At 59.5% G+C, this 24255-nt stretch carries 23 protein-coding genes and 1 riboswitch; of the genes, 7 read left to right on the forward strand and 16 right to left on the reverse strand.

What is annotated here, in order from left to right; translation table 11 throughout:
- Positions 1-200: 200 nt before the first annotated feature.
- Complete coding sequence (pta, locus tag DWV32_RS04280; RefSeq protein WP_006234296.1) at positions 201-1181, forward strand: phosphate acetyltransferase; 981 nt, start codon at positions 201-203, stop codon at positions 1179-1181.
- A 345-nt stretch (positions 1182-1526) separates the two neighbouring features.
- Here the strand turns inward: pta and DWV32_RS04285 are convergent, their stop codons facing one another.
- The 7 genes from DWV32_RS04285 to rnd form a co-directional block, all read right to left on the reverse strand.
- Positions 1527-2705, reverse strand: a complete 1179-nt coding sequence (locus DWV32_RS04285; RefSeq protein WP_117757329.1) for an acetate/propionate family kinase — start codon at positions 2703-2705, stop codon at positions 1527-1529.
- Between the two features lie 163 nt (positions 2706-2868).
- Positions 2869-4047: an acetate/propionate family kinase gene (locus DWV32_RS04290; protein ID WP_006234305.1), complete on the reverse strand. Its 1179-nt coding sequence runs from the start codon at positions 4045-4047 to the stop codon at positions 2869-2871.
- 147 nt (positions 4048-4194) lie between these two features.
- Positions 4195-4530, reverse strand: coding sequence for a histidine triad nucleotide-binding protein (locus tag DWV32_RS04295; protein WP_117757330.1), 336 nt, complete (start codon positions 4528-4530; stop codon positions 4195-4197).
- Positions 4531-4579: 49 nt separating this feature from the next.
- Positions 4580-4846 carry an exodeoxyribonuclease VII small subunit gene (gene xseB / locus DWV32_RS04300; RefSeq protein WP_006234311.1) on the reverse strand — a complete coding sequence of 89 codons (267 nt, stop codon included), beginning with the start codon at positions 4844-4846 and terminating at the stop codon, positions 4580-4582.
- Positions 4847-4888: 42 nt separating this feature from the next.
- Entirely contained in the window at positions 4889-6340 is a 1452-nt protein-coding gene (gene xseA, locus DWV32_RS04305) for an exodeoxyribonuclease VII large subunit (protein WP_316242584.1), read from the reverse strand.
- 115 nt (positions 6341-6455) lie between these two features.
- On the reverse strand, positions 6456-7160 hold the full coding sequence (locus DWV32_RS04310; RefSeq protein ID WP_117757331.1) for a zinc metallopeptidase: 705 nt from the start codon (positions 7158-7160) through the stop codon (positions 6456-6458).
- A 64-nt stretch (positions 7161-7224) separates the two neighbouring features.
- Positions 7225-8358 (reverse strand): ribonuclease D, encoded by a 1134-nt coding sequence (gene rnd, locus DWV32_RS04315; RefSeq protein ID WP_117757332.1) that lies wholly within the window; start codon positions 8356-8358, stop codon positions 7225-7227.
- A gap of 98 nt (positions 8359-8456) precedes the next feature.
- Between rnd and DWV32_RS04320 the strand changes: the two genes are divergently transcribed.
- The 5 genes from DWV32_RS04320 to DWV32_RS04340 all read left to right on the forward strand — a co-directional run bounded on the left by DWV32_RS04320 (position 8457) and on the right by DWV32_RS04340 (position 15328).
- A complete protein-coding gene (locus DWV32_RS04320) occupies positions 8457-9374 on the forward strand; it encodes a diacylglycerol kinase family protein (RefSeq protein ID WP_117757333.1) in 918 nt (305 codons plus the stop codon).
- 410 nt (positions 9375-9784) lie between these two features.
- The gene (locus DWV32_RS04325) at positions 9785-11734 is read left to right on the forward strand and encodes a C69 family dipeptidase (RefSeq protein WP_158566056.1); all 1950 of its coding nucleotides are present in this window, start codon (positions 9785-9787) and stop codon (positions 11732-11734) included.
- 400 nt (positions 11735-12134) lie between these two features.
- Positions 12135-12707: a hypothetical protein gene (locus tag DWV32_RS04330; RefSeq protein WP_117757335.1), complete on the forward strand. Its 573-nt coding sequence runs from the start codon at positions 12135-12137 to the stop codon at positions 12705-12707.
- Positions 12708-12837: 130 nt separating this feature from the next.
- Positions 12838-14589: an ABC transporter ATP-binding protein gene (locus DWV32_RS04335; protein ID WP_117757336.1), complete on the forward strand. Its 1752-nt coding sequence runs from the start codon at positions 12838-12840 to the stop codon at positions 14587-14589.
- The gene (locus tag DWV32_RS04340) at positions 14582-15328 is read left to right on the forward strand and encodes an energy-coupling factor transporter transmembrane protein EcfT (RefSeq protein WP_022094111.1); all 747 of its coding nucleotides are present in this window, start codon (positions 14582-14584) and stop codon (positions 15326-15328) included. The genes DWV32_RS04335 and DWV32_RS04340 overlap by 8 nt, the downstream gene beginning before the upstream one ends.
- 125 nt (positions 15329-15453) lie before the next feature.
- On the opposite strand, the gene DWV32_RS04345 is transcribed toward DWV32_RS04340, so the two are convergent.
- Together DWV32_RS04345 and DWV32_RS04350 are read right to left on the reverse strand one after the other, a co-directional pair.
- Positions 15454-16200 (reverse strand): aspartate/glutamate racemase family protein, encoded by a 747-nt coding sequence (locus DWV32_RS04345; protein ID WP_040358337.1) that lies wholly within the window; start codon positions 16198-16200, stop codon positions 15454-15456.
- A gap of 84 nt (positions 16201-16284) precedes the next feature.
- Positions 16285-17541 (reverse strand): ATP-grasp enzyme, encoded by a 1257-nt coding sequence (locus DWV32_RS04350; protein WP_055252363.1) that lies wholly within the window; start codon positions 17539-17541, stop codon positions 16285-16287.
- A gap of 395 nt (positions 17542-17936) precedes the next feature.
- Here DWV32_RS04350 and DWV32_RS04355 point away from each other — a divergent pair, with 395 nt between their 5' ends.
- Positions 17937-19070, forward strand: a complete 1134-nt coding sequence (locus tag DWV32_RS04355; RefSeq protein ID WP_117757338.1) for a glucosaminidase domain-containing protein — start codon at positions 17937-17939, stop codon at positions 19068-19070.
- 37 nt (positions 19071-19107) lie between these two features.
- Here the strand turns inward: DWV32_RS04355 and DWV32_RS04360 are convergent, their stop codons facing one another.
- The 7 genes from DWV32_RS04360 to DWV32_RS04390 all read right to left on the reverse strand — a co-directional run bounded on the left by DWV32_RS04360 (position 19108) and on the right by DWV32_RS04390 (position 23885).
- The gene (locus DWV32_RS04360; protein WP_158566058.1) at positions 19108-20487 is read right to left on the reverse strand and encodes a protein kinase; all 1380 of its coding nucleotides are present in this window, start codon (positions 20485-20487) and stop codon (positions 19108-19110) included.
- 98 nt (positions 20488-20585) lie between these two features.
- Positions 20586-21008, reverse strand: a complete 423-nt coding sequence (locus tag DWV32_RS04365; protein WP_117757340.1) for an XRE family transcriptional regulator — start codon at positions 21006-21008, stop codon at positions 20586-20588.
- Between the two features lie 32 nt (positions 21009-21040).
- Complete coding sequence (locus tag DWV32_RS04370; protein WP_117757341.1) at positions 21041-21484, reverse strand: FxLYD domain-containing protein; 444 nt, start codon at positions 21482-21484, stop codon at positions 21041-21043.
- A gap of 163 nt (positions 21485-21647) precedes the next feature.
- Positions 21648-21917 (reverse strand): hypothetical protein, encoded by a 270-nt coding sequence (locus DWV32_RS04375; protein ID WP_117735768.1) that lies wholly within the window; start codon positions 21915-21917, stop codon positions 21648-21650.
- An 83-nt stretch (positions 21918-22000) separates the two neighbouring features.
- Positions 22001-22342 (reverse strand): HigA family addiction module antitoxin, encoded by a 342-nt coding sequence (locus DWV32_RS04380; protein WP_117757342.1) that lies wholly within the window; start codon positions 22340-22342, stop codon positions 22001-22003.
- Positions 22314-22595, reverse strand: a complete 282-nt coding sequence (locus tag DWV32_RS04385) for a type II toxin-antitoxin system RelE/ParE family toxin (protein ID WP_117635415.1) — start codon at positions 22593-22595, stop codon at positions 22314-22316. Before DWV32_RS04385 ends, DWV32_RS04380 begins: the two co-directional genes overlap by 29 nt.
- 102 nt (positions 22596-22697) lie before the next feature.
- The gene (locus DWV32_RS04390; RefSeq protein ID WP_117757343.1) at positions 22698-23885 is read right to left on the reverse strand and encodes an N-acetyldiaminopimelate deacetylase; all 1188 of its coding nucleotides are present in this window, start codon (positions 23883-23885) and stop codon (positions 22698-22700) included.
- A gap of 145 nt (positions 23886-24030) precedes the next feature.
- Positions 24031-24199: riboswitch (Lysine riboswitch) on the forward strand.
- Positions 24200-24255: the final 56 nt, after the last annotated feature.

Here is a 24255-nt window from a genome sequence, read left to right on the forward strand (position 1 = left end):
AACTGGGCTTTTTCTCGAACATACGTCGAGACATATTTATCAGAGCGATTATAGCGCTAATGCGTCCTATAATGAGCTTGCCACACAAGGAAAGCTCAAGCACCGCGGCGTACAAATTTGAAAGGTAAACCCGCTAGCAGCGGGTTTATTCGTGAACAGCCGGGCGCCTGGAGCTTAGCGAAACGCTTGTAAGGAGTAACATGAGCGATTTCCTAAACCGTATGAAGTCTGCCGCCAAGGCCGACCTTAAGACGATCGTCCTGCCCGAGGGCGAAGATCCGCGCACTATCGTCGCGGCCACCAAAATCATCGAGGAGGGCCTGGCAAAGATCGTCATCCTGGGCAACCCCGACGAGATCAACGTTCCCGGTGCTACCGTCATCGACCCGCGCAACGCCGAGAAGCACGAGGAGTACGCGCAGAAGTTTGCCGAGCTCCGCGCCAAGAAGGGCGTCACCATCGAGCAGGCTCGTGCCCAGGTGATGGACGCCACCTACTTTGGCACCATGATGGTCAAGATGGGCGACGCCGACGGCCTGGTCTCCGGCGCCTGCCACTCCACCGCCGACACCCTGCGCCCTGCGCTTCAGATCCTCAAGACCGCCCCGGGCACCAAGCTGGTCTCGGCCTTCTTCGTGATGTGCACCGACACCCCGCAGTTCGGCACCGACGGCACGCTGATCTTCGCCGACTGCGGTCTCAACATCAACCCGTCCTCCGACGAGCTCTCCGAGATCGCCATCGCCTCCGCTCACTCCTGGTCCACCTTCATGGGCAACGTTGAGCCGCACGTGGCCATGCTCTCCTACTCCACCATGGGCTCCGCTGGCGGCGAGGTCGCCAAGAAGGTCCAGGAGGCTGTGAAGTTCTGCAAGGAGAAGGCTCCCGAGCTCGCCATCGATGGTGACCTGCAGCTTGACGCCGCTATCGTCCCCACCGTCGCCCAGCTCAAGGCTCCCGGCTCCTCTGTCGCCGGCAAGGCCAACGTGCTCGTGTTCCCCGACCTCGAGGCCGGCAACATCGGCTACAAGCTGGTTCAGCGCTTCGCTGGCGCCGACGCTTACGGCCCCATCCTGCAGGGCATCGCCAAGCCGGTCAACGACCTGTCGCGTGGCTGCTCTGCCGACGACATCGTGGGTGTCGTGGCCATCACCGCCGTCCAGGCTCAGATGGCTGAGTAGCGGACGTATCCCCTCGGGACCCTACAGGGTAAAGCTCTGAAAACGTCCTCGGACATGTCGGAAGCCCCCGCTGCGCACTACGTGCGGCGGGGGCTTCCTCCGTCCTGCGGAATGTTTTCAGAGCTTTACCCTGTAGGGTCCCCGCCGCCACGTGGCAATCAGGGAATCCGAGGTAGACGGCGGTTTGGCTACGAGCTGGGGCTGAGAATCTGAATGGATGGGTGTCGTTGCTGGAAGCGCAGGCGTTACTGGCGATGGTAACTTTGGGACTGGAATTTCCGCCTGCTAGCAAAAAGGCCTCCCGAACTGCTCAGGAGGTCTTTCGTTCAATCGCTAGCGAACGCGTTAGTTGTTCGCGGTCAGGCGCTCGACGTCGTGGGCGATCATGTATTCCTCGTCGGTGGGAATGACCATGACCGTAACGGAAGAGCCGGCGGCGCTGATGACCTGCGGGCCGTTGCCCACGGCCTCGCGGTTCTTGTTGTTGTCGATGCGCACGCCCAGCCACTCAAAGCAGTCGCAGAAGGCCTTGCGGATCGACCAGTCGTTCTCGCCGATGCCGGCGGTAAAGGTGATGGTGTCCACGCCCGCCATGGAAGCGATCATGGAGCCAGCCTGCTGCATGGCCTTGTAGGCGAACATATCGAAGGCGAGCAGGCAGCGCTCGTCGCCCTCGGAGGCGCGTGTACGGATGTCGCGGGCGTCGTTGGAGATGCCCGAGATGGCAAGCAGACCAGACTGCTTGTTCATCATGTCATCGACTTCCTGATAGCTGTAGCCGCCCTCGCGCTGGAGGTAGCACACGGTGGCAGGATCAATGGAACCACAGCGAGTGCCCATCATCAGGCCGTCGAGCGGCGTGAGGCCCATCGTGGTGTCGCGGCACACGCCGTCCTCGATAGCAGCGAGCGAAGCACCGTTACCCAAATGGCACGAAAGCAGACGGTGGCAGCGCGAACCCAGGATCTCCTTGGCCATCATCCACTCATAGCGGTGGCTCGTGCCGTGGGCGCCGTACTTGCGCACGTGGTACTTGTCGCACACGTCCTTGGGCAGCGCGTAGGTGTAGGCAACCTCGGGCATAGTCATATGGAACGAAGTGTCGAAGACAGCCACGTTGGGCAGCTCCGGATACTTCTCGCGGCAATACTCGATTGCTGCGGCCTCGCCGTAGTTGTGCAGCGGAGCAAGCGGTGCCACCTCAAGAATCTTGGCCATAACCTCGTCGTCGACAACTGCGGAATCATCGAAGTGCCAGCCGCCCTGAACGATACGATGGCCAATGCCATCAATCGTAAAGTCGGTCTTCTCGAGCTCCTCGAGCACGCGAGCGATAGCGCAGCGATGATCGGGAAAAGGAATCTCCTCGGTCTGCTTGGCACCACCGTTCTCGGAGTGGCCAAAGATGCCCATGTCCGAGCCGATACGCTCGCAGTTGCCCTTGGCGAAAACCTCGCGGGTATCGGTATCCAAAAGCTGATATTTAAGGCTCGAGCTGCCGGCGTTGACAACAAGTACGTTCATGAGACTCCTTTGCAGTGCGATACGGTCGGCGCAGACCCCTTAAGGCGGCCGCATGTTAATAAGAAGTTATCACAACTTGATAAATAGCTATCAGGCATATCGCTCAACGAGACGAAAGAGGGGCTGAACGGCGCTCGGTCGTCCAGCCCCTCCCCTCTTGCAATTACTTGCCGTTGACGATGCGCTCGACGTCGGAAGCGATCATGAACTCCTCGTCCGTGGGGATGACGAAAATCTTGACCTTGGAATCCTTGGCAGACAGGCACCAAGCGCCGTCACCACGCAGGGCGTTGCGGGCATGATCCATCTTGACGCCCATAAAGGCCAGGCGGTCGGCAACGCCGGCGCGGACGGCCGGAGCGTGCTCGCCGATGCCGGCGGTAAAGACCAGGGTGTCCATACCGCACATAGAAGTGGCCATCTCGGCAGCCTTGGCGGCAATCTTGTAGACGAACATATCGAAGGCGAGCTGAGCCTCGGGGTCGCCAGCGGCAGCGAGCTCCTCGACATTGCGGCAGTCGTTGGTCTTGCCACCGGTCACAGCCAAAAGGCCGGACTTCTTGTTCATCATCTCGTCAACCTCGTCGAAGGTGTAGCCGCCCTCGCGCTGCAGGTAGCACACGGTGGCCGGGTCGATGGAGCCGCAGCGGGTGCCCATCATGACGCCGTCGAGCGGTGTCAGGCCCATGGTGGTGTCCATGCACTTGCCGTCCTCGATGGCGCACAGGGAAGCGCCGGAGCCGATGTGGCACACGACGACCTTGCGAGCCTCGCCGTTGGTCATCTCGGCAACCTTCTTGGAGATGTAGCGGTAGCTGGTGCCGTGGGCGCCGTACTTACGGATGTGCAGCTTGTCGCAGACGTCCTTGGGCAGGGCGTAGGTCTTGGCGACCTCGGGCATGTTGAAGTGGAAAGCGGTGTCGTAGACCGTGACGTTGGGCAGGTCGGGATACTGCTCCAGGCAGTACTCGATAACGTTGGCCTCGGGGTTGTTGTGCAGCGGGGCGAGCGGAGCGACCTCGCGGATCTTGGCGAGGACGTCCTCGTCGACGAGAGAGGAATCGCCAAAGTACCAACCGCCCTGAACGATACGGTGGCCAATGCCCTCGATCTTGACGCCGTTAGCCTCGAGGTCCTTCAGGACGACCTCGATGGCGACCTTGTGGTCGGGGAACTCGATGTTCTCGGTCACCTTCTTGGAGCCGTTGGCAGCGTGGGTGAAGGTACCGCCGGTAAAGCAGACGCGCTCGCAGGAGCCCTTTGCGGACACCTTGTGGGACTTGGTATCGATGACCTGATACTTAAGGGTCGAAGATCCTGCGTTGACGACCAGAACGTTCATGTGTCTCCCTACTAACAGGCGGTGTGGCGCCGCCAGGTTACATACGCTTCAATAATAAACCCAAACGCCCTCGCGCTCGGGTTTATTGCGTTGATATATAAGTTATCGATGCCTGAGCTTCCGTTTCACTGCACGGAAGAGGCGCCCTCAGATGAGGTTCTCGCCCAGGTTCTTGCCGCCGAGGACGTGCATGTGGAAGTGCATGACGGTCTGGCCGGCATTGACGCCCTTGTTGGAGATGACGCGGAAACCGTCCTCCAGACCCTTGGCTTTGGCGACCTCCTGGATGGCGTGAGCCATGGCGCCCATGGTCTCGGCCGGCACGTTGTCGGCGATGTCGCTGTAGTGATTCTTGGGGATCACGAGCGTGTGGACCGGCGCTTGGGGGTTGAGGTCGTCGAACGCGATGACCTGATCGTCCTCATAGACAACGGTCGAGGGGATCTCGTGGTTGGCAATTTTGCAGAAGATGCAATCGCACATGGTTGGTTCCTTTCTCACAGACCAAGGTAATTATATTTGGTCGAGATGGTTAGAACGAGAGGTTGTCGTCGGTGTTGGCGGCTTCGCCGTCGGCGAGCACGTCGTTGCCGTCGACGTCCTTAAGGAGCACCGAGACCTTCTGCTCGGCATCGGACAGGCGGGTGCGCAGGCTCTTGAGGAGCTCGACGCCGCGGGTGTAGCTCTCGAGCGACTCCTCGAGCTCCATATCGCCCGACTCAAGGCTGCGGATGATGAGCTCCAGCTCTTGCGAAGCCTGCTTGTACGTAAGCTGCTCGACCGGGGTCTTCTCTGCCATATCTGTTTCCTTTCCTAAAGGTCTATCACTGTGAAACGAGGTCTACTCGACCGTATCGACGGTTGCTACCACGTTGCCGTCCGCCATGCGTACGCGGATGGCATCGCCGGGCTTAAAGGTCTTGGCACTCGTAGCCACACCATCATCGCTGTACGCGATGGAGTAGCCACGGGCAAGCACCTTGAGCGGCGACAGGGCATCGAGCGACGCGGCGGCTCGGCCCAGGTCAGACGCGGGTTTGCTGAGCATCGTGCGCCCCTGATGCTCCAGGCGAGAGCTCGCGAGCGTGAGCGCATGGCGCTTGCCATCGAGTCCTGAGGTGCTTGCGATCAAGCGCTCGGGCAGACGCTCGAAGTTGGAGCGGAAAGCCCCAACCGAACGCGTTATGGCGCCGGACAGACGATCAGCCGTCAGGGCAAGCTCAGACTCGCGACGCTCGACCATAAACGTTGGGTCGTTGAGGCACGGGCGGCACGCAGCCGCATCGAGCGCATCGCCTAAGCGAGCCGTATAGGTGTCCCAGGCACGACGACCGAGTTGGTCGAGCATTTCCAGATCGACCTGATCCGACCCGATCATCGAAGCCATCGCGGCGCCCAGACGCTGATGGCGCGTCTCGAGCACGTCGGCCAACTCCGTCATAGCCGGCGCCACCGATTCTGCCGCTGCCGTTGGCGTGGAGGCGCGACGGTCGCTCACCATATCGCAGATCGAGGTATCGGGCTCATGCCCAATACCGGTCACCACGGGCACGGGACAGGCTGCCACCGCACGGGCAAGCTCCTCGTCGTTAAAGGTCATGAGGTCCTCGAAGGAGCCACCGCCGCGCACCAGCAAGATGCAATCGGGCGCCGGCGTAATGGCGGCGGCGCGGCGCAAGCCTTCAATGAGCTCTGTCGGCGCACCCTCGCCTTGAACCTTGGCGCCCACGCAGACGAGCTCGACGAGCGGATTGCGACGACGCAATGTGCGCTTGACGTCGTCGATTACGGCACCAGAAAGCGAGGTGACGACCGCCACGCGCGAGCAAAACACCGGGATGCGACGCTTGCGCGTCTCGTCCATCAGGCCCTCGCGACGCAGCTTTTCGGCCAGCTGAGCCACCTGCTGACGCAGCAGGCCCTCCCCCGCCAGCGAGAACGAGCGGGCAACGAAGCTCATGCGACCCGTAGGCTTGTAGAGATTGAAGCTGCCCTTAAAGCTCACCTGCATGCCATCACGCAGATCGAAGGTACGCTTAAGGTAGGCGCCCTTCCAGATGATGCAGTCGACGGCCGCCGAGTCGTCCTTGATCTGAAAGTAGCAGTGGCCGCTTCGGGCATTGGGACCACGAAAACCCGTGACCTCACCCAAAACGCTCAGCTGCGGAATGGCATCGAGCGCGCCGGCGGCGATCTCCACCGCCTGGCTCACGCTGAGCTCCTTGCGCTCCTGCTCGTCCGAACCGTCGAACTCGGCGGAAACGGCATTGCCGGTTAGGTTCCAGCCTGCCACGCAGCCTCCTTTCGTCATCGTGCACATGGGCTCCGGCCCTGCGCAAATTCAAGTCCAACACATAGTACAGCGCCGCGGGGACACGAATCCCCGCGGCGCCCGGCGACCCAATTTGTTATCGGTTGGAGTTTCTGTTGTAGCGAGCCATCAGGTAGAGCAGCTGAATAATCGAGGTGAGCGCCGCCGCCACGTAGGTGAGCGCGGCTGCCGTCAGCACCTTCTTGGCACCGTTGACCTGCTTGGAACTCATACCCGACTGCTCGATATACGCCACGGCGCGGCGGCTGGCATCAATCTCGACCGGCAGCGTAACCAGCTGGAACAACACACTAAACGAGAAGAAGATCAACGCGAGGGTTGTGAGTCCCGCGATGTTCATAAACAGGCCCATGAGTAGCACGATGGTCCAGGTGTTCTGGGTAAAGTTGACGACCGGGACCAGGGCAGTGCGCACCTTCATCATGGCATAGCCACTTTGACGCTGCGCGGCATGGCCAGCCTCGTGGCAGGCCACGGCAACGCTTGCGACCGACCCGCCCGAGCGGTTGGCTTCCGAGAGGTACAGGTTGTTGTCCTGCGGGTTGTAATGATCGGTAAGCTCGCCGGCAACGCCCTTAATGCCCACGGCGCTACAACCGTTGGCATCGAGCATGCGACGAGCGACCGTGGCACCCGTATCGCCGTCCGAGCGCACCTTAGACCACGTCTTGTACGTCGAGTTGATATAGCTCTGCGCGGCAAGGCCAAGTACTGTGCAGACAAGGACAACCAGCAGGTACAGCGGGTCGATACCAAAGCCGTATCCATAGTAATAAGGCATGCGAATTCCTCCGAATCGAGTTACACGTTGGAGGCATTCTACCCACTCAAGCGGCTAGGCTTCCTTAGAGCAATTCGATTTTGCCATCTTTGACCGTCAACCCCATATTGCCCGAGAGTAGATCGTCCAGGCGCGAGCCCACAAGCTCAAAACGCCAGCCTTCGCGCAGGGGGCTTTGCTCAGGATGCTCGATGTAATCGGCCAGGTCATCGCGTGAGGCAATGACCGAGGTCGCCACGCCCGAGCGCTCGGAGACCAAGCGAATCAGCGCATACATAAGGTCGGTCACGCTCTCCAACTCCGGCGAAATCTGGCGATGCCCGCGCACCAAGAGCGGCAGGCGATCGTGCGGGCAGCTCGCACCGCGCTTGATGGCCATGAGCGCGCCGTCCACATCGCGCTCCCCCAGCTGGTCGGTGCCGCGGATGCTGCGGAACTCCTCGACGCGCACGGGATTGCGCTTGACGAGCGCCAGCAGCGTATCGTCGGACATGACCCACTTACGCGGGATGTTGCGGCGCTCGGCGCGGTCCTCGCGCCAGGCGGCGAGCTCGCGCGCAATGCCCAGCTGGTGACGGCTGCACGAATTGATACGTTTGACCTTGCGGAACGCCTCGTGACGATCGGCGCGATAATGCGACTCGTCGGCCAGCGGACGCAACTCGTCGAGCATCCAGTCCACCCGGCCCAGCTCGCGCAGGCGACTCATCATCTCGGTATAGGCAACGATCAGATACTTGACGTCATCGATTGCGTACTCAATCTGCTTATCGGTCAGCGGGCGGCGCGACCAATCGGTCAGTGACTCGGTCTTGGGCAATGAGACACCGCAAAACGTCTGCACGAGCGCGCCGTAGGAAATCTGCTGGCGCTCGCCCAAAAAGGCGGCAGCCACCTGCGTGTCAAAAATGGGACGCGGCAGCACGCCCACGGTATGGAGCATAACCTCCATATCCTGCGAGCAGGCGTGAAATACCTTGGTCACGCTCTCATCGCCCATAAGCTCGGCCAGCGGCGATAGGTCGTCGATCACCAAAGGATCGACCGCGACGCTCTCGGCAGGGGTGGCAATCTGGACCAAGCACAGGCGCGGGTGGAACGTGCGCTCTCGCAAAAACTCGGTATCGACGGCAATCGCGTCGAACTCGCGGGCGCGCTGACAAAAGTCGAGCAGAGCCTGATGTGTGGAAATGTACATATCAACCCATCGAATAAGGTTAGGCCCGAAAAACACGGGTAGGATATCGGCATTGCCCTACAACTATACTCGGTTAGTCACAGAACGGGAACGTAAGTATGCGCTGCCTTATCATCCACAACCCGGCATCGGGCCCCAGCTCAGATGAAATCTACGCGTTCACGCACGCCCTCGCGCAGGGCGGCGACGAGGTCGTGATGCGTTTTATCGGCGATGGCATGGAACCCGAGGACGCCGTGGCAGACGTGCGCGAGTTTGATCGCGTGGTGATTTCGGGCGGCGACGGCACCGTCTCCAACGTGCTCGACCAAATGCGCGGATGCGGCGTCCCCACGCTCGTCTTCCCCTCCGGCACGGCCTGCCTGTTCTTTAACAACATTGGCAATGCCCCCGAGGCCGCGGCGCTCGCCAAGGCCTGCCGCGTCGGCCGTACCGTCAAGGCGGACATGGGCGAGCTCTTTTGGCTCGACGAGAACGGCAACGAAAGGCGCCACGGCTTTATTATCATCGCCGGATCGGGCTACGATGCCGAGATCATGATGAAGGCCGCCCCCACCAAAAACGACATCGGCGAGATCGCCTATTTCCTGTCGGCGCTCGCCACACCCAACCCCACGGTGGCGCACTTTACGATTGAGCATGACGGCATTGTCGAGGAGCTCGATGGCATCTGCTGCATGGCCGGCAACACCTCGGTCATCCAAAACGACATTAACCTGTTCCCCGATTGCCGTATGAACGACGGCATGGTCGACATCGCGGTCATCGAGCCCGTAAAAACCGTCCAGCTCCTGCCCACCGTGATCACCGCCGCGCTCGACCCCGCCGGCAAGGTGCTCGGCCGTCCGCAGTTCAAGATCATCCAGACCAAAGAAGCCAAGATCACCTGCACGCCGTCGCTGGGTATGCAGTTCGATGGCGAAATCATCTCCAGCAACTCGGGCGTCTTTGGAGCCCGCGCGCTTCCGCAATGCCTCGACCTCATCGTCGACGAATTCTCCCCGCTCGGAAAATAGGAGGACCCCATGAATGACAATCCCCTGCTCGGCTTTATCGTCATTGTTCTGGCCATGCTCGTCGGCTATGCGATCAACGTGATCCACCGCAGGAAGAAATAATTCCACATTGGTATGATATTCATCCAATTCTCGTATCCCCCGTTGTTTATGCATTTGCCAAACAGCGGGGGATTTTTCTTTGCGACTCGTGCAAGGTGCTTTATCCAGCTGCAGTAATTGCAGGGTGCCTTTATTTAACTAAAGCTACAAAATGAGTATTCTTATCCGTTCATCGCATATTTTAGGACGCTCATCGAGTATTTCATCAAGATAGATGAATACTCTTTAGACTTCCGATAGGCTAATAGATGTATTTATTAGCTGAAATCCTGCACGGTTCCGCGGGGTTTCAACGGTTGGGAGGGATTATGAGGTTTACTCATCCCGTCAACACGCTCAAGAAGCTTGGCTGCGGCCTTGCATTCGGAGCTGCGGCCATTATGGCCATGCCGACTTCGGCACTCGCCTGCACCCAGATCTACATGGGCAGCAAGCTCACGGCAGACGGCAACACGTACTACGGCCGCGCAGAGGACTTTAGCACGCGCTATATCAAGCACTTTGGCATTGAGCCTGCGCACAAGGACGGTAGCAAGTACACTTCGCTCGAATCCGGCTTTGAGTACAAGTCCACGGGCCCCACGTATCGCTACACCTTCGTTCGCGACAACCCCTCTCAGTGGGAAGATCGCTATGACGCTTATTCCGAGGCTGGCATCAACGAGAAGGGCGTCTCCTGCTCTGCCACGCTGAGCACCTCCTACAACGAGAAGGCCGAGGAGGCCGACCCCGTTACCGAGGAGACCGGCATCGGTGAGTACAACTACGCCAGCGTCATCCTGGGCGAGAGCGCCACGGCCCGCGAGGGCGTCGAGCTCCTCGGAAGCCTGGTCGACGAGCAGGGCATCTGCACCAACGATCAAATCATCATCGCCGACAACAACGAGACCTGGCTGTTCGCCGGACTTTCTGGCCATCAGTGGATTGCCATGAAGCTCACCGACGACATCGCCTCGGTCAACCCCAACATCGGCAACCTTAACTACAAGGTTAACCTCGACGACACCGAGAACTGCCTCCACTCCAAGGACATTCAGACCATGCCCGAAGAAAAGGGCTTTGCCAAGTACTTCGATGACGGCCAGTTCGACGTTGCCCAGACCTACGGTGAGGAAATTAGCGAAAATGCCATGCACTCTTGGACACGTTATGTCCAGGGTCGCGCTTACTTCGATGCGCCGCTCACCGAGGGCACCGACTATAAGATCGTAAAGGACACGCGCGAAAACGCCCGCGCCACGACCGGCGCTCTGCCCTTCGAGGCACAGCCCCTGTTCTTCCAGCCTGGCAAATCCAACTGGAACACCTTTGAGATGATCCGCGCGTTTGGCAACCGCGGCGAGAAGGCCCCGGGCCTCAACGCCAACACCGACGGCGCCTACGCCATCGGTACCGAAAGCAACAGCGAGATCAACCTCTTCCAGATTCGCGATGGCCTCGATCCCGAGATCGCAACCATCCAATGGGAAATGCTCTCCCGCGCCGCGTACTCCGTCGCCATCCCCTTCTACTCCGCACTGCTCACCGAGGTTAGCCCGTATTTCAGCGACCAGACCGTCTCCTACGATCACTGCAAAGAGACGGACATCGTAAACAACGAAGAACCCGAGAACTCCATCAATTACGTCCTCATGGACATCAGCTCCCTCTGCTTCGAGCATCCCGAGCTGCTCGGCGTCAACGTCCGCACCTACCTCGACGCCCTCCAGAACGAGCTCGTCGAGCAGAACTTGGAAGTCGACGAGGTCATGCAGGCCACCGAGGGCACCGAGGCCCGTACCGCCCTGGCAAACAAGGCCGGCAATGCTGCCACCGAGAACACCTACGTCAAGTGCAAGGCCTTGCTCCAGGAGATGCGCGCCTATCTGAAGGCTGAGAACTTCGACCAGCCCTTCACCCCGAGCGACCTGAACACCGAGACCAACGGCCTCAAGGTGTCCATCACCTACGCCAAGGACGCTCTTGCCACCGACCCGGTAACCCCGGATCAGCCTGGCACTCCCGAGCAGCCTGGTACTCCTGAGCAGCCCGGTACCCCCGAGCAGCCCGCTAAGCCCGAGCAGCCCACCACCAAGCCCGAGAAGCCTGGCAAGTCGGACACCACGACCACGGTAACCACCAACAAGGCGAACACCAAGGGCGGCCTGCCCACCACCGGTGATCGTTTTGATGGCCGCGTGGTGGCTGCATTCGCCATCGCTGGCGTTGCCGTCATCTCCGCGGGCGGTTACTTCCTCTACCGTCGCAATAAGGAGTAACGTCCTAGCTGAGCGGGCAAGGCAGCAATGGCAGCCTCGCCCGCTCAGCCCGCTCTTTTGACCGGTGGGAAACCCGCCTGAAATCTTTTTAAAAAAGATTTCCCCGCACGCACTTCGCTGTGCTATAGTGCAGCGCAACAGCAACTAGGTGCGACCGTGCCACGGCATCACGAAAGGAGCCACCAACATGAAGAACACGATGAAGTCTCTCAACAACTGGTGGTGGCGTGATGCGAATACGATCGGTCGACAGTGAGTCCCTCACGCCTGTTTTTGCGCTCTAGGTGATTGGAAGGCCTCCGGTTTCGACCGGGGGCCTTTTTCTATCTCGAGCCCGATCGCATTCGCATCACGCGCCTCCGCTTTTCCCTTGCGCTTCCCTTCAGAAAGGATTTTCACCATGTCTCAGAACACCACCGCCACTCAGCCCCGCACCGTCCAGACCGCCGACCGCGGCAAACTCGACGTCCGCGCTCTCGTCCTGCTCGCCATCCTGCTCGCTGCAGGCTTCATCCTCAACTTCACCGTCGGCAAGGCCATCTCGGGCATCTCGGGCGGCATGATCAGCCCCGAGTTCATCATCTCGGCCTTCTGCCTCACCATCCTGGTCGTTCGCCCCAACATCGGCCAGGCGCTCGTCATTGGCCTCATCTCGGCTGCCGTGATCCAGATCACCACTACTTCGCCGTTCGTCGATTTTGCCGCTGAGGGCATCGCCGCCATGCTCATGGCCGTCATCGTCAACGCTGCTGCCAAGGACGGACAGGTCAAGTCTGCCGTCGCCATCGTCGCAACGTTCGTGACCACCTTTGTCTCCGGCGTCATCTTCATGGTCATCAAGATGGCCATGCTCGGCGTGGTCGGCGAGCTCGCCGCCGCCATGTTGCCCGTCGTCGCCATGACCGCCGTCTTTAACGCCATTCTGGTCGGCGCCCTCTACTTGCCCATCCAGAAGGCCCTGAAGCTCAACTAACCCACAGTGCCCCATCGGTAAAGACTGTCCCAAACAACTAGCTCTTGGGGACGTTCTTTAAGGAGCTCTTGGGGACGTTCTTAAACGACTAGTCATGTAAGAACGTCCCCAATGACTATGAAAGGTATCCATGGAAACGATCATCAACGTCGACGATGTCTCGTTCTCCTATGGCACGCAGACCGAGCAGGCGCTAAGCCACATCTCGCTCAGCGTGAACAAGGGAGATTTCATCGGCATCATCGGGCCCTCGGGCGCCGGCAAGTCCACGCTTGCCGCCTGTCTGTCGGGTGCTGTGCCCCACCACTACACCGGCACGTTCTTTGGGTCCGTCATGGTTGACGGCCGCGACACCTGCGAGGTCTCGCTGACCGACGTATCGCAAATCGTCGGCAGTGTGCTGCAGGATATCGACACGCAGATGGTCGCCTCGGTCGTCGAGGACGAGATGCTTTTTGGCCTGGAGAACTTTGGCGTTCCCCACGACCAGATCGAGCAACGTGTGAGCGAGACGCTCGAGACCGTCGGCATCAGCGACCTGCGCGACCGCGAGATCGCCACGCTTTCGGGCGGCCAAAAGCAAAAGGTTGCCATCGCCGCCATCCTCGCCATGCGTCCGCGCGTGCTCGTGCTCGACGAACCCACCGCGGCGCTCGACCCCGCCAGCTCCACGCTGGTTTTCGAGACCCTGCGTGAGGCCAACCGTGCACTCGGCATCACCATCGTCGTCGTTGAGCAAAAGGTCGCCCTGCTCTCAGAGTACTGCAACCGCGTGTTCGTGCTCAACCATGGCGAAATCGCGCTGCAGGGCGAGCCACACGAGGTCTTCGCGCATACCGACGAGCTCCGTGCCATCGGCGTCGACTGCCCTCGCGTCACGCGTATCTTCAATAGCCTCGAGGCCGATGGCCTGGTAAGCGGTACCCCTTGCTTGGATGTCGATGAGGCCGAGCGCCTGATTTCGGGCATCGTCGACCCCGCACACACGGTCATCGAAGCCCAGGCACCCGCCGGTTCCCCGCATGCACCGTCGTTGCGTCCTCATGCCAAGGACGCCGAACCCGTACTCACCTTCGACCATGTTGAGTTTGCCTATCCCAATGGCGGCGCCGCCGTACACGACCTTAGCCTGACGCTCTATCCTGGAGAGCTCGTGGGCATCGTCGGCCAGAACGGTGCCGGCAAGACCACGCTCACCAAACTGCTCACAGGCCTGCTTAAGCCCGCCTCGGGCAGCGTGCGCGTCACGGGACTGGATACCGCAGCCGTTCCCACGAGCCGCATCGCTCGCGAGGTCGCGACCCTCTTCCAAAACCCCGACCGCCAGATCTGCAAGGACACCGTGCTCGACGAGGTCGCCTTTGGCTTGGAGCTTGGCGGCATGGACCGTGCCGAGGCTCTGCGTCGTGCCCAACTCGTCATCGACCGCTTTGGCCTGCCTGCCGATGAGGCTCCTTTCTCGCTTTCGCGCGGTCAGCGCCAGATGGTGGCACTCGCCTCTGTCGTAGTCGTAGAGCCCAAGATCGTCGTGCTCGACGAGCCCACGAGCGGCCTTGATTACCGCGAGTGCATGACCGTCATGGAAACAGTGCGCACCATGGCCGAGCGTGGTTGCGCCGTTATCATGGTCTGCCACGATATGGAAGTCGTTTCGGATTTTGCCGAGCGCATTGTGGTAATGGCCGACGGTCGCATCCTCGACCGCGGCCGCACGCACGAGCTATTCTCGAACATCGATCTCATGCGGCGTGCCTACGTGGAGCCTCCCCAGGTTATTGAACTCTCGCGCCGTCTGGCATCTTCCGTCTCGCCCGCTTTTGCGCAGGTGAGCGAGGTCACCGATGTCGTTCGAATTACCAAGGAGATGGTCCACCGTGGTTAACGTCATCGACTACATGCCGGGCGATACGCTACTGCATCGCCTGAACCCCGTCGTCAAACTGGGCCTCGCCGCCGCCATCATCGTCGGCATCTTCTTGTCCGACACCTACGTGGCGCTGCTGGGCTTTTTGGCACTCACCCTTGCGCTGGGTGCCTATGCCGGCGTCGTCGACCGTCTGTTCTCGCTGCTCAAGTTGCTGATCCCGCTCGCGCTTATCATGCTGGTGCTCCAGCTGGCCTTTATGCGCGATGGCAACGTGGTGTGGGGCTTTATCACCGACACGGGCCTCATCACAGGATCGAAGGCCTGTCTGCGCCTACTGGGTGTGGCGTTACCACTCATCCTCATGCTCATGGTGACCAAGCTCAACGACCTTGCCAACGCCTGCGTCGAGGTGCTGCACGTACCGTATCGCTATGCCTTCACCTTTACCACGGCGCTGCGCTTTGTGCCGGTGTTTGGTCAGGAGATGAACGCCATCATGGAGGCGCAGACCGCACGCGGCGTCGAGTACGACACCAAGAACCCCATCAAGAAGCTTAAGCTCATGCTGCCACTGTGCGTGCCACTGCTCATCTCGAGCGTGGGCAAGACCGATGCCACAGCCTTGGCGGCAGAACAGCGCGGCTTCTATCTGCGCACGCGCGCCAGCTCGTACAAGCGCTACCCCATCAAGGGCCTGGACATCGCCGTGCTCATCGTCAGCATCGCCCTCATCGCCATCGGCTTCCTGTTCTAGTTCACCACCGACAGCAACCGCCCAACGCAAAAGGCCTCGGCTCGCACCAAACGAGCCGAGGCCTTTACTGTTTCACCAGATAAAACCTACCGAAATAAACCTGTCCCTTTTTGGCAGGTCGGAAGCTAGAGGCGGTAGGGGGCGCCGCTGCGGATGATGGATTCGCGCACCAGGACATCCATGGCGTCGAGGGTGATCTCGGGCATCTCTCGGTACTTTTGCAGCACCGAGAGCTCGGTGCAGGCCAGAATGACGCGGTCGCAGCCGCTACGGGCAAACTCCCACATCACGCGGTCGAACTTATCCATATCGGGCTCACGTCCGGCCTTCACATCATCGTAGATAAGCGACATCACATCGTTCTGACGTTTCTCGCTGGGATAGACGACCTCAACACCCGCAGCCTTACATTCGCGGCCGTAGACGCCCGCGCCCACGGTTCCGTCGGTGCCCATGATGCCAATCTTGTGCACCGGCTCGGCCGGCATACTCAGGTTGGGGTCGAACTCGCACTCCCCCATCACCGCACCGGCCAGAGCATAGCGCACCGACTCACGCGGCATATGGATAATCGGCACCTTCGTAAACGACTGGATCTGGTCGTAGAAGTAGTGCGACGTGTTGCAGGGAATGGCAATGTGCGCACAGCCCAGCGACTCGAGTGCCTGGGCACACTCTTTCATGGTCGCCAGCAGCTTGGCATGCTCGCCGGTCTTAATGGCCAACGTGCGGTCGGGCATGGTCGACTTGGAGAGCACCACCATGTCGATATGTTCCTGATCGCAGGCAGCAGCCGTATGACGCACCACCTGGTCGTAGTAATACGACGTGGCCTCGGCGCCCATGCCACCGATAACTCCCAGCTTTTCCATCGCCGCCTCCTTGGTGACGCTTGCACAATTGCGCGTATCATACCCGCGCCCGCCCGATGCAAACCGGACGGGCACCGCGCTCATCTACTTGTAATACGTCTTGAACAGCTTAAAGTGGCGCAGCTTGGTGTGCCACATGCGCAGCCAGCGGTTAAAGACAAAGTCGCCCTTCATAAACGAAGGGTCGGCGCCCTTGCCTTCCTTGTCCAGGCGATGCACCTTAGCGCGCAGCTCGGGATCCTTGACGTATTTGTCGACGACGCCCATGGGGACGACCATCCACAGCGCCTCGTCCTGCGCCGTCACAAACTCCGGCTCAAACGGGCGGTTGAACACATACTCGTCCACCACATACTTGGCAACGTTAAAGCCACTGTTAGTGACATAGTAGTTGCTGCGACCCTGACGCGTGTTGAAATCGAAGAACTTAAACGAGCCGTCGCGCTCGTCGTACTTAACGTCAAAGTTGGAATAGCCCACAAAGTGAAGGTCCTCGAGCAACTTGCGCACGCCGCCCATGAGCTCGTCGTTGGGCTCGGTAATGATACAGGCGTGATTACCGACGCCGTGAGGCTGATGCTCCTCGAGCAGCACATGGCCCAGGCACATCATGCGTACCTTGCCGTTGCGATCGGAATAACTGGTGAGCACGCGCATGTACTCGTCGTTGCCGGGCACGCGATCCTGCAAGATCAGATCGTCGGTGTAGCCGCTGGCATACGAATCGCGAATGACCTGTTCCAGCTCGGCGCGGTCGGCAATCTCATAGGCCTTCTTCTGGCCCTCGAACTCATGCTGCCACCACATGATGCCGTCAGAAGGCTTCAGAATCATCGGGTAAGGAAAATCGATCTGGTCGAGCACCTCGGCAGGTGCCTCGCCTTGGTCGTTCAGCATCGCCATGGTGAAGGTAAAGGTATGCGGATAAGGCACGCCATGCTTCTCGCACAGCTCGTAGAAGATCTCCTTCTTCTGGCACTGCTCGAGCATGCTGTAGGGCGCGTAGGGAGCGACGATGTTATCCGCCAGCTCATGAGCATCCTTGGCCTGAGCCACGAGGGCAACATAGTTGTCGCCACAGCCCACAAGGACAATCGTCTTATCGGCATGCGCTTGGGCAATGCCGTTGACGGTTTTGAGCATCACGGGCATGGTGTCGATATCCACGTTGGGCGTGTAGTCGATAATCTGGCTGCGGTACGCGGGACCCGTCTGGTACTTGCCAAAGACCAGACTCTTGACCTGGTACTCCTCGTAGAAGGCGCGCGCCACCGAGTAGGCGTTGATGTCGCCACCGAGCAGCACGGGAATGAACTCGCGCTCTGTAAATTGCAATGCCATGGAAACTTCCTATCATGAACTGCCCACACAACGGGCGGTCTTTGCGCAACTGATTTATTCTAGCGTGCCAAGCCGCCGGCGCCCAAAGCTCCACCGTATCTATGGCAATCGACGTAATCGTCCAGCATAAAGGCCGCACTCACCGCGATGGGGCCTTGTAGCTGCAAACCCCCTGTTGAGATAGCTTTCACGACCGAAAGCCCGTCCGCAAACAGGCCCCCGTAACGTTAAAGTTGAACTCTATGGTTTCTCAACAATTCATCATAACTGCAGGTCAAAGCCAAAGTCTCAAGTTCAACTTGACCCTTTGGAACCTTTAAGGTTCAAGTTGAGGTCGAAAGCAGTAGTAGAATACCGTTCGAACCATAACCTACGATTGATTGCAGAGGGACTGGATGCAGCATTCGAATCATCGCACCGCAGCGCTCATCGCGTCGAAGCCGGCTCGTATCATCACGAGCGCCGCGCTCGCCGTTGCGCTGACGGCCACACCGATGCTCTCCCCCGTTGCGGCGTGTGCCGCCTCGCAGGCAACGCAGGACCAGCTCTCCGCAGCCCAGCAGAAGATCGAAGCCGCCACGAGCGCCTACAACGACGCCCGCACCAAACTCGATGACCTGCAAAAGCAGATTGACTCCAATGAGGCGAGCATCGAGGAAATCGAGGCTAAGCTTCCCGAGCAGCAGGCCAAGGCAAGCTCTGCCATGCGCGATCTGTACAAGTATCAGAAGGGCACCAATCCCATCGTGAGCTTCCTGGTCAACGCGCAGAGCCTGGGCGAGTTCATCACGACCTGCAAATACACCAACCAGATCACGAGCTCGAGCGTCGACGAGATCGAAGAGCTCAATAACATGCAAACCGAACTCGAGCAGAACAAGGCCGAGCTCCAGCAGGCCAAGTCTCAGCTTGAGGCGGAGCAGAAAAACGCCGAGGATGCGCTGGCGCAGGCCCAGCAGCTCCGCAGCGAGGCACAGGCAAAAGCCGAGCAGGAAAATGCCGCCGAGCTTGCCAAGCTTGAGGCCGATAAGGCCGCTGCCGCCGAGAAGCTCTCGGGCGAAGGCGTAAGCGGCAGCAATTCCAGCAGCCAGGCCACCAACACCAACACCACCATCGACACCACGGTGAACAACGCCAATACCGGTAGCTCCGATTACGATTCGTTCATTAATGAGTGGACGGGCCGCATCGACAATTATCTCGCCGGCTCCCCCATGGCAGGCCAGGGCTACAACTTTGCCGTCGCCGCTTGGAATACCGGTGTCGACCCCCGTTGGTCCCCCGCCATCGCCTGCATCGAGAGCACCAAGGGTGCTTATTGCGCCAATTCTTACAACGCCTGGGGCTGGAGTGCCCGTGGCGGCGGTTGGCGCAGCTTTGGCAGCTGGAGCGAGGGCATCTCCGCTCACGTCGCCTATCTGGGCGCCAACTACGGCTCCACCCTTACCCCGGCAGCGGCCAAAAAGTACTGCCCGCCCACGTGGCAGGACTGGTATAACAAAGTCGCCGCTCAGATGAACCGCATCTAAGTGCAACTGCAGAGGGCCCCAATGGGGCCCTTTTCTTTTAGGTAGCGGAGGTATCGACGACGCCGGTCGCATTGGCAACCGCGACTATGACGATCATGCATAGGAGCAGCACACCCAATGCCTTGAGCCAGAGTTTCGCGAGCTTCTTGCCGCGATAGCTGTCGAGCAGTGCGAATCGTCGACGAAGACGGCGCTTATCGAGCAGCGCAAAATGCATAAGCACCATAAGGCCATCGACAAAGAAAAAATACTCGATTATGAGAAGCCACGTCGGGTAGCTTTGGTTTGCTCCCGTGGGGTGAAAGACGGCAAAGTGACTTCCGGCAAAGAACACAAGCAGTGAGAAGCAGACGAGCGTATTCCAAATGCGCCCCAGAGACTCCGGAACGCGAGAGAGCAGACCGCATGCAACAGAGGCGGCAGGCCTAGGAAGCCCTGCGGGGTTCTGGAGCCCTTGGGGCGTCAACACCGTCTCCGAGGCCGGAGTACGGACAAGCACAGGCGCAGGAGGCCGCACAGGGCGACTTAGATCGTATGCCGCGCGCGTCGCCCGTCCCAACGCTTCCGCGCTCGCAAAACGCTTGGCCGGGTCGAGCGCCATCGACATGCAGACGGCATCGGCAAGTGGAGTGGGAATGCCGCGCGCCTCGCATTGCTCGCGCATGTCGAGCCCTGGTTTAGGGTCGACTCCCGTCAAGCAGAAGAACAACAGGGCGCCAAGTGCGTAGACGTCGCTTCGCACGCTCGTCTGCCCAAACCCATACTGCTCGGGCGGCGCATAGGGCCGTGTCCCAAACTTGACGGTATCGGCATCGGCGCCATCGCGCCATACGCGCGCGATCCCCAAGTCGATAATCACCAGCGATGAAAACGTCAGGCCGTCATCAGGCGTATAGTTGGCACCTGTCACGATGATATTCGACGGCTTGAGGTCGCGATGGATCACCGGCGCCGACGTCTCCCCCGCCATTGCAAAACCGGCATGGAGCTCGCCCACGGCGTCGCATAGGGCAGGATACAATTCACGCGCATAATCGGGGGTGGCTCCCAGACGGTACACCAGCGCCCCGAGCGTCTCCCCTTCGATGTATTCCATAACCACGTTGAGCTCGTCGCCCACACGACGACAATCGACGATTCTGGGCAGGTGCTCAAAACGCCTGCCTGCCCGCTGAGCGGCAAACAGACACTCGTATGCCCCGCCGATTTGAGCCGAAGCATCGATGCGTTTACGGACAAAGGGGCCGAGCGAACCACCGCCGGTTCCTTCAAAGTACACGAGCTCGGTTGTTTCAACGGACGAGCGCTTAAGTACACGCTCCACGCGATAGCTGTCGTCGCGATCGAGCGACGCCAGGTGCTCGGCAAGCGCTGCGGTCAGTTCGTCATTGGAATATGTTGGGGTCTGAGTATCCATAGCCTCCATCATAGCGCAGGGCGCAGACACCCCATGGCATCCGCGCCCCGTTCGTTTGCATCGCTGTTCGACAGCTCCGCCGGCTCAGATATCAGCCGCTAACTCACCGTCTCCTCGCCAAAGCGATACAGCTCCTCGTTGACCTTTTGGAGGCTGCACCCGCGATCGATACAGAAGATGATGATCGCATCGCGACGGTCCTTGCAGTTAAGGACGCTTACCCCGGCAGCCGTCAGCGCACGGTTAGTCTCTTTGAGCGTCAGCGCCATCGCAAAGGCAATCTGCAGCACCTTATTGCGGCTCGGATGACGCGCACCGGTAAAGATCTGATAGCCAAAGGTCTCATTGAGATCGGCCATACGAACCACGCGCGAGCGCTCCAAGCCCTTTTCCTGCAGCAGTTGCTTCAGGTAGTCCGAAAGCGACGGGGTGGCAAAGTCGTGCTCCTTGATATAGCCATCGATGTTTGGCGCGTCGAGAAGCTCATTGAGTAACTCGTCAGTCAGCTTTTTATCGGGCATACGACCTCACCTCCCCCAGTGCATGCAACATGCTAGAAACCGCTTACGTCCGAACGCTCCCAGCTAGCAACCTGGTCGGGAGACACCGTACCCAGCGCCTCGAACTTCCAGGAGCCGCCCGCCTTCAGATGATTGGTGTTTGCAAGAGCCGTTCCAACCTGGTTGCCATCGGCATCATACAGAACATATTCAATCTGAATGTAGCTCTTTTCCTTGTCCGTGTTATTGGTCAGCGTGCCCGTGATCTTATAGGTAAACTGATTGGAAGTGTCTTCAGCCTCGTCAGCAATGGTATACGGTTCTTGCGGTTCTTTTTGCTCCTCAGCCTGCTGTGCCGTCTCGGCAGGTTTTGCCGAATCGCTCGCAGACGAATCGGTTGAGTTGCCGCCCATAGAGCCCACGGCACCGACAATAACCAGCACCACGATGATGCCTAGGACAATCTTGCCGATCGGCTTCTTTCCCTCTTTTGCCATTATTCATCCTTCCTACGATCCGGCTACCGTGCCGGCACACAGCACATCGTAGGAAGGATTGAACTTGAATTCATTAGCTGAGAGCTAAGGTTGCGGTAAACGGCCAATGCAGTTATCCAAACGCCGAGCAAACGCACTTTGCGCGACCGTCTGCCAGCAGTGATCAACCCACCGTGACGGATTCCCCGGTAAAAGCACTGATCATCAACAGGACAAAGAAAACAAGGTAGCTGACACTCAGCAGGTACGCAATGATCAGAAAGACGACCCAGCCGACATTGGTTTTACCGTCGGCACGGCGTTGCCCGCGATTGCGGCAGAGCCAAATCGTCACGCCGATGGCAGTGATAAACAGCACGAGCGCCGCCGCGGCAAGCCCAGCAAGCGCAAACATCACGCCAATGCTCACAGCGATGACCGGAAGCAGCAGCAAACCGCACCCGCATCCACCCGGACTATATACGGCAGACTGTCGGCGTCGCTTCATCGCCGCGCCACCCCCATCATCTCTGAGCACTACAGTGCGATGGCCTGCTGAACAGGAACGATCTTATCGAGTTCCGGTTCGATCCGCCTTTTCTCGGCCTCAAGGTCAAACGCCATCTGAGCGCGCAGCCAATAACCATCCGTCAGGCCAAAATAACGGCAAAGACGGAGGTCGGTGTCGGCCGTCACGCGACGTTTTCCCAAGACAATCTGCCCGATACGCTGAGCCGGAATCCCGGTCTCTTTCGCAAGGCGATATTGAGAAATGCTCATGGGAACAAGAAACTCTTCTTTGAGAAGCTCACCAGGAGTCACTGGCGACAGCAAATCGGCCGAGGTCTCATCACTTGTGATAATCGACGATTTCGACATTCCAAGCCATCTCCTGTCTCCACTCAAAACAGACCCGATAGCGCTCGTTAACACGGATGCTATATTGCCCGGCACGATCGCCCTTCAAAGCTTCCAGGCGGTTGCCCGGTGGAACGCGAAGATCGTCAAGCGAAGCACAAACCTGCAGTTGGCGAATCTTCCTCAACGCAACACGCTCAAAGGGCACGAACTTCCTGACCCGCACACCCATGGCAAAGCGTTCGGTATCCTCATCTTTATACGATGCAATCATAGTATCGCCTTACGTTAGTAACGTCAAACGTTTCTATAGACTTACATCTCTATTATATCGTACGTTTGTTCGTATTTTCTAGAACAAATAGTCCTTCACGCCTTAGTCAAGCAAAAGCAATCGTTTGTAGACATCGAGGCCTTTGAGAAGGATTTCCTCGTCGAAGAGCATGCTATCGGTATGCAGAGCGCTTGTGGCATAGGCGGGGCAGCCATCCGAATCACTCGGGTTGTCTTGGTCCTCTGGCATACCCGTGCCCAGCAGGAAAAACACGCCCGGCAGATGGCGTTGGTAGAACGCGAAATCCTCGGCAATCAGCAGCGGCTCGTCCACGAGCTGTAACTCGGGCAGAGCAGGCGCGATTCGAGCAAACAACTCGGGGTCGTTGTCGACCGGCGGATAGCCCTCGGCAAAATCGAGGTCATATGTGCAGCCCGTTGCGACGCAGGCATCGTCCAGCACGCGGCGCACGCCCTCGCGCGCGCGGTCGAACATGTCGTCCGTAAACACACGTAGGCTGCCGGCAACATGGGCCTCCCCCGCCACCGCATTGCAGACGGTGCCGGCCTGCAGCAGGCCGAACTTACCAATGCAGGGCTCGTCGGTGCCCAGCTCGTCCATCAGCTCACGCTCGGCAACCAAGAACTTGGCGGCCGCCAGCGCCGCATCGTGCGACTCCTCGACCGGAACGCCATAGGTCTTAGCGATATGGATGCTCGTGCCATGGATATGAATGTGTGTCTCACTCGAACGCGCCAGCAACGGACCGGAGCAGCTCGCCAACGTGCCGGCGGGCAGATCGGGCCACACGTGGAAGCCGAAGATGCGATCCACCCCGTAGCGCCCGAACACGCCGCTCTCGCACACCGTCTTGGCACCACCAGTCGTCTCCTCGGCCGGCTGAAACACAAAGAGCACATTGCGCTTAATGGCGCCCGGCTGCTCACGGATCGTACGGTCGACAAAGGTTGCCGCCGAAAGCGCCATGGCCATGTGTCCATCGTGCCCGCAAGCATGCATCTTGCCGGGATGGGTCGAAGCGAACGCTGCCCCCGTTGCCTCGGCAATGGGCAGCGCATCCATATCGGCGCGAATCGCCGTGGCATGCGCGGCGCCAACGCCAGCGTCGAAGAAAGCGCAGACGCAGCCGGGGCACGGATGGGTCACCTCGCAGGTGAGCGGTGCCAACACGCCCTCGATATAGGCGATCGTCTGCGGAAGATCGAAATCGAGCTCCGGAATGCGATGCAGGTCGCGGCGATAGCGACGGAGTTCTTGGAGCTCGGTCATAGAGGTTCCTTTCATGGGTGCGCGTCGGTTGCCATCTATTGTGCCGCAAGATTGCTACACCCTTATTTCCAGCATATCCTTGCATTTTTTAAACGTTATATACGAATACTCTTGTTTGGTAAAGTGCAACGTGGTAGGGTCTTTACCACTTGATAGAGGCGCGGGCACGAAGAACCGCGGGCGAGCCGGCAGGCTTTGACCCCGTGGGGAGGCGAAACCCGCCGAACTGGGTTTTTCGGGCACGAACAACCTGGTGGGCCTGCGGGAAACACCCGCAGGACTGTCTGCAGCAATGCGGGAGCGCTATCCGGACATTGGGTCCACGCTATGCGGATTCGATGCGCAGGTAGCGCCGTCTGGATAGCGAGGT

It is taken from the genome of Collinsella sp. AF04-24 (genome assembly GCF_003465685.1).
In the GTDB taxonomy this organism is placed as follows: Bacteria; Actinomycetota; Coriobacteriia; order Coriobacteriales; family Coriobacteriaceae; genus Collinsella; species Collinsella aerofaciens_AP.